Here is a 5,461-nt window from a genome sequence, read left to right on the forward strand (position 1 = left end):
CCTCCTCGAGTGGCACGGCGGGCGCGTGCGGGCGAGCGCCGCCGGCCTGGCGCTGCTCGACAGTGCGCTCGTCGAGATCGCCGCCGAGATCGACCGGCTCACGGCGCCGGGCGGGGAGGCGTAAGGGGCGGTCATTTGATAGACTCAATCTTGGATCACTCTATAAATCGTTGGGAGGGGCGCGATGGCGCGCGTGACCGTAGAAGACTGCCTGGAGAACGTCGAGAACCGCTTCGAGCTCGTCCTGGCCGGGGCCAGGCGGGCCCGGCAGCTGGCCAATGGCGTCGATGCCCTCGTCGACTGGGAGAACGACAAGCCCACCGTGGTCGCCCTGCGCGAGATCGCCGAGGGCCGTGTCGGCCCGGATATCCTCCGGCGCGCCGAGGCGGAGGAGGGCGGTGAGGCCCTCGGGCTCAGCGGCTTCAGCGCCGCCGACGTGGACGCCGAGGTCGGCGGCGGCCCGCGGATGCCGGACCCCACCGCCAGCGAGGAGCGCGAGCTCGGCAGCTCGGGCGAGGAGCCGCCGGCCGCGGGCGATGATGGCGAAGGCGAGGCCTCCTAGCCGGGGGCCCGAGGCCGCGGCGCGGCGGCCGGCCGGTTTCCATGTATGGTGAGGGCGGCGAGCGTTGTAAGCGCCGATGAGCCGGCGCCGGACTCCGAGCCGGAGCGGCGCCTAGGGGAGCTTTGTACGCTGCTGGCGGCGTACCTCGAGCCGGGCACCATCGAGTCGATCCGCGAGGCCTACCGCTTCGCGGCGCAGGCCCACGAGGGGCAGCGCCGGCGCTCCGGCGAGCCGTACATCACCCACCCCATCGCCGTGGCGCGCATCCTCGCCGAGATGCGCCTCGACGCCGAGTCGATCACCGCGGCGCTGCTCCACGACGTCATCGAGGATACCCCCACCGCGAAGGAGGGGGTCGCCGAGCGCTTCGGCGAGCAGGTCGCCGAGCTCGTCGACGGCGTCTCCAAGCTCGGCGCCATCGACTTCAAGAGCAAGGCGGAGGCGCAGGCGGAGAGCTTCCGCAAGATGATCCTCGCCATGGCCCGGGATATCCGGGTCATCCTCATCAAGCTCGCCGACCGGCTCCACAACATGCGCACCATCTGGATCATGCCGCCGCACAAGCGCCGGCAGATCGCCCGCGAGACGCTGGAGATCTACGCCCCCATCGCCCAGCGCCTCGGCATCAACGCGGTGCGCACCGAGCTCGAGGACCTCGGCTTCGCCGCCCTCTACCCGCTGCGCTACCGCGCCCTCAAGGAGAAGCTCGCCCGCCAGCGCGGGCGCCGCGGGGTCATCCTCGACACCGTCTGCGAGCAGGTGCGCAGCCGGCTCGCCGAGCTCGGCATCGACGCCGAGGTGGTCGGCCGCGAGAAGCACCTGTGGTCCATCTACTGCAAGATGGCCCAGAAGCAGCTCAACTTCCGCGACGTCTTCGACGTCTACGGCTTCCGGGTCCTCGTCGCCAGCGTCGACGACTGCTACCGCGTCCTCGGCGTCCTGCACAGCCTCTACAAGCCCCGCCCCGGCCGCATCAAGGACTACATCGCCATCCCCAAGGCCAACGGCTACCAGTCCCTGCACACCACCCTCGTCGGGCCCCACCGCATCCGCCTCGAGGCGCAGATCCGCACCCGCGAGATGCACGCCGTCGCCGAGTCGGGCATCGCCGCCCACTGGCTCTACAAGGAGGCCGCCGAGGGGGATAACACCGCGCAGGTCCGGGCGCGGGAGTGGGTCCGGGACCTGCTGGAGATGCAGCGCAGCGTCGGCACCTCCGAGGAGTTCATCGAGAGCGTCAAGATCGACCTCGTCCCCAACGAGGTCTACGTCTTCACCCCGCAGGGGGATATCACCGAGCTGCCGAGCAACGCCACGCCGGTGGACTTCGCCTACGCCATCCACTCCGAGATCGGCGACTGCTGCGTCGCCGCCAAGGTCGACCACCGCCTGACGCCGCTGCGCACGCCGCTGCAGACCGGGCAGATGGTGGAGATCATCACCGCCCCCGTGGCGCGCCCGAACCCGGTGTGGCTCGACTTCGTGGTCACCGCCAAGGCGCGCACGGCCATCCGCCACGCCCTCAAGCGGCTCAAGGACGAGGAGGCCATCGAGCTCGGCCGGCGCATGGTCGACCGCGCCCTCGGGGCGCTCTCGCTGGACCTCGAGGGGCTCGGCGAGGCGCGGATCGCCGCGGCCCTCGAGGGCGCGGGCAGCGAGAGCCTCGAGGAGCTGCTCAAGGAGGTCGGCCTCGGCAGGCGGGTGCCGTGGCTGGTGGCGCAGCAGCTCAGCGGGCTCGACCAGGGCGAGGCGGAGCTCGAGGCCCGCCCCGACGAGGGCGACGAGCACGGGCAGCTGACCATCCGCGGCAACGAGGGGACGGTGCTGACCTTCGCCCGCTGCTGCCGGCCGATCCCCGGCGACCCCATCGTCGGCTTCGCGAGCACCGGCCGGGGTGTGGTGATTCACCACCGCGACTGCAAGAATGTCGGCGGCCAGCGCAAGGCGCGGCAGAAGTGGGTCGATGTCGAGTGGGATACGCAGGCGGACGCCGAGTTCCCCACCGCCATCCGCATCGACGTGGTCAACGAGCGCGGCGCGCTGGCGCTGCTCGCCCACGCCATCGCCGAGCGGGGCTCGAGCATCGAGAACGTCACCATCGAGGAGCGCGACGGGATGCTCGCGACGGTCCGCTTCCTCATCCTGGTCCGCGACCGGCGCCACCTGGCGAGCGTGATGCGCCACCTGCGGGCGATGTCGCCGGTGCAGCGGATCGTGCGCAAGAAGGACGGTTAAGGAGAAACCCATGTCGTCACACGAAGCCATCCACTCGGACGCCGCCCCCGCCGCCCTCGGGCCGTACAGCCAGGCAGTGCGCGCCGGGGACTTCGTCTACGTCTCGGGGCAGATCCCCCTCGACCCGGAGACCGGGGAGCTGGTCGGGGCCGATATGCACAGCCAGATCGAGCGCGTCTTCGACAGCCTGACGGCGGTGGCCGGCGCCGCCGGCGGCTCGCTGGCCGACGCGGTGCGGCTGACGGTCTACCTGACCGACCTGGGGCACTTCGGGCTCGTCAACGAGGTCATGGCCGAGTACCTCCAGGAGCCCTACCCCTCGCGCGCGGCCATCGGGGTCGCCGCCCTGCCCAAGGGCGCCGCCGTCGAGATGGACGCGGTGCTCTACTGCCCCGCCGCCCGCTGACGGCGATCCCCTGATGGAGGGGCGGCGGCTGACTGCGCTGGCCGGCGTAGGCCCCCGCCTCGCCGAGCGCCTCCAGCGCCTGGGGCTGGAGACGGTGGCCGACCTGCTCCTCCACCTGCCCCTCCGCTACGAGGACCGGACACGGCTGCGGCCGATCGGCGGCCTGAGCCCGGGGGAGTCCGTGCTCATCGAGGGCCGCGTGGAGTGGGCCGAGGTCGCCACCGGGCGGCGCAAGCGCCTCCTGTGCCGGCTCAGCGACGGGACGGGGCAGCTGGAGCTGGTCTTCTTCCACTTCTACCCGCGCCAGGCGGAGCGCCTCCAGCGCGGCGCCGTGCTGCGCTGCTTCGGCGAGGTGCGCAGCGCCTACACGGGGCTGCAGATGGTCCACCCGGAGTACCAGCGGGTCGCGCCGGGGGACGGGGACCGGCCGGACGAGGAGGCGCTCACCCCCGTCTACCGCGCCACCGAGGGGCTGTACCAGGGGCAGCTGCGCCGGCTCGTCGACGCCGCCCTGGGGTGGCTCCCGGAGGCCCTGCCGGACCGGCTGCCGGCGGCGGCGCTGCCCGATACCGGCTGGCCGGATCTCGAGCAGGCCCTGCGCCTGGTCCACCGCCCGCCGCCCGAGGCGGATACGGCGGCGCTGCTCGACGGCAGCCACCCGGCGGTGCGGCGGCTCGCCTACGAGGAGCTGCTCGCCCACCACATGACGCTGCGCCGGCGCCGCCAGGCGCTCCACGCCGAGGCCGGCGCGCCGCGGCTCGACGGCGGCGGGGCGCTGGCGGAGCGGCTGTGCCGGAGCCTGCCGTTCACCCTCACGGGCGCCCAGCAGCGGGTCGCCGCCGAGATCGCCGCCGATATGGCCCGGGCCGTCCCCATGCTGCGCCTGCTCCAGGGGGACGTCGGCTCGGGGAAGACGGTGGTCGCCGCCCTGGCCTGCGCCCGCGCCGTCGGCAGCGGCTACCAGGCGGCGGTGATGGCGCCGACGGAGCTGCTCGCCGAGCAGCACCTGCGCAGCCTCGAGGCCTGGTTCGCGCCGCTCGGCGTCGAGGTGGCCTGGCTCACCGGCGGGCGCCCGGCCGCCCGGCAGCGCGCGGCGCTGGAGCGGCTAGCCGCCGGCGAGGCGGGCATCGCCGTCGGCACCCACGCCCTCTTCCAGGAGTCGGTCGCCTTCTGCCGCCTCGGCCTGGTGGTGGTCGACGAGCAGCACCGCTTCGGCGTCCACCAGCGCCTGGCGCTCAAGGAGAAGGGGGGCGGCTGCGAGCCGCACCAGCTGACGATGACCGCCACCCCGATCCCCCGGACCCTGGCGATGACGGCCTACGCCGACCTCGACGTCTCGGCGCTCGACGAGCGCCCGCCGGGGCGGGGGGCGGTGCAGACCGTGGTGCTTGCCGATCGCCGGCGCGCCGAGGTGGTGGAGCGCCTGCGGGCGGCCCTCGACGAGGGGCGCCAGGCGTACTGGGTCTGCACCCTGATCGAGTCCTCCGAGGAGCTGGAGGCCGAGGCGGCCGCCGATACCGCGCAGCAGCTGGGCGAGGCGCTGCCGGAGCACCGGGTGGCCCTGGTCCACGGCCGGATGGGCGCCGGCGAGAAGGAGCAGGCCATGACGGCCTTCGCCCGGGGCGAGGTCGCCCTGCTCGTGGCGACGACGGTCATCGAGGTGGGGGTGGACGTCCCCAACGCCACGCTCATGGTCATCGACAACGCCGAGCGCCTCGGCCTGGCGCAGCTCCACCAGCTCCGGGGCCGCATCGGCCGCGGCAGCGCCAGCTCCGCTTGTGTCCTGATGTATCATGGCCCCCTATCCGAGAGCGCCCGGCAGCGGCTGGCGGTCCTGCGCGAGACCGACGACGGCTTCGCCATCGCCCAGCGCGACCTGGGGATCCGGGGCCCCGGGGAGATGCTCGGGACGCGCCAGACCGGCGCGCTGAGCCTGCGCGTGGGCGACCTGCACCGGGACGCCGACCTGCTGGAGGCGGTCCAGGGGGCGGCCGGCGAGCTGCTGGACTCGGCCCCCGAGGCGGCCGCGGCGCTGATCCGCCGCTGGGTCGGGGAGGCCGAGCGGTACGGGCAAGTCTAGTATCGGGAGGGGAGAGGCGTTGTCGCAGTGCCCGCTTGGGGAGAGCGCGCGGGAGCAGGCCATGACGGCCTTCGCCCGGGGCGAGGTCGCCCTGCTCGTGGCGACGACGGTCATCGAGGTGGGGGTGGACGTCCCCAACGCCACGCTCATGGTCATCGACAACGCCGAGCGCCTCGGC

The 5,461-nt window shown here is 73.5% G+C and carries 4 protein-coding genes and 1 pseudogene; all 5 read left to right on the top strand.

The window, feature by feature from the left end; all coding sequences use genetic code 11:
• The first annotated feature begins 184 nt into the window (after positions 1 to 184).
• Positions 185 to 562 carry a DNA-directed RNA polymerase subunit omega gene (rpoZ, locus tag CKO13_RS10250; RefSeq protein WP_200260487.1) on the top strand — a complete coding sequence of 126 codons (378 nt, stop codon included), beginning with the start codon at positions 185 to 187 and terminating at the stop codon, positions 560 to 562.
• A gap of 45 nt (positions 563 to 607) precedes the next feature.
• The gene (spoT, locus tag CKO13_RS10255) at positions 608 to 2,797 is read left to right on the top strand and encodes a bifunctional GTP diphosphokinase/guanosine-3',5'-bis pyrophosphate 3'-pyrophosphohydrolase (protein ID WP_200260492.1); all 2,190 of its coding nucleotides are present in this window, start codon (positions 608 to 610) and stop codon (positions 2,795 to 2,797) included.
• Positions 2,798 to 2,807: 10 nt separating this feature from the next.
• Complete coding sequence (locus CKO13_RS10260) at positions 2,808 to 3,203, top strand: RidA family protein (RefSeq protein WP_200260495.1); 396 nt, start codon at positions 2,808 to 2,810, stop codon at positions 3,201 to 3,203.
• Between the two features lie 13 nt (positions 3,204 to 3,216).
• Positions 3,217 to 5,283, top strand: coding sequence for an ATP-dependent DNA helicase RecG (gene recG, locus CKO13_RS10265; protein WP_200260498.1), 2,067 nt, complete (start codon positions 3,217 to 3,219; stop codon positions 5,281 to 5,283).
• Between the two features lie 43 nt (positions 5,284 to 5,326).
• A pseudogene (locus tag CKO13_RS13125) lies at positions 5,327 to 5,461 on the top strand (helicase-related protein); the annotation flags it as partial.

It is taken from the genome of Halorhodospira neutriphila, assembly GCF_016584055.1.
GTDB lineage: Bacteria > Pseudomonadota > Gammaproteobacteria > Nitrococcales > Halorhodospiraceae > Halorhodospira > Halorhodospira neutriphila.

Excerpts from the sequence above, each read along its gene's own strand:
- CKO13_RS10260 (WP_200260495.1), top strand. The coding sequence starts at position 2,808 with ATGTCGTCACACGAAGCCATCCACTCGGACGCCGCCCCCGCCGCCCTC.
- spoT (WP_200260492.1), top strand. The coding sequence starts at position 608 with ATGGTGAGGGCGGCGAGCGTTGTAAGCGCCGATGAGCCGGCGCCGGAC.
- rpoZ (WP_200260487.1), top strand. The coding sequence starts at position 185 with ATGGCGCGCGTGACCGTAGAAGACTGCCTGGAGAACGTCGAGAACCGC.
- recG (WP_200260498.1), top strand. The coding sequence starts at position 3,217 with ATGGAGGGGCGGCGGCTGACTGCGCTGGCCGGCGTAGGCCCCCGCCTC.